1 rRNA gene is annotated in these 260 nt (G+C 45.4%); it reads left to right on the top strand.

Going from position 1 to position 260, the window contains the following annotated elements:
- Positions 1–175: 175 nt before the first annotated feature.
- Positions 176–260 (top strand): 5S ribosomal RNA (gene rrf / locus KNP81_RS15180); the annotation flags it as partial.

Consider the following 260-nt stretch of genomic DNA (forward strand, 5'->3'; position numbering starts at 1 on the left):
GAGGTAGATAGGTCATGGGTGGAAGCACGGCGACGTGTGGAGCTGAATGATACTAATCGGTCGAGGCTTTGATCTAGTCTAAGGTTTGTATGAATTGATGAGTCTTCAGTTTTGAGAGAACAATCTCTTAAAAAAGAGTTGACATTATGTTAAGATAATGTTAATCTCATATATGTCTGGTGGCGATAGCGAAGCGGCCACACCCGTTCCCATGCCGAACACGGAAGTTAAGCGCTTCAGCGCCGAAAGTAGTTGGGGGT

The organism is Exiguobacterium sp. s149 (assembly GCF_018618395.1).
In the GTDB taxonomy this organism is placed as follows: domain Bacteria; phylum Bacillota; class Bacilli; order Exiguobacteriales; family Exiguobacteriaceae; genus Exiguobacterium; species Exiguobacterium chiriqhucha.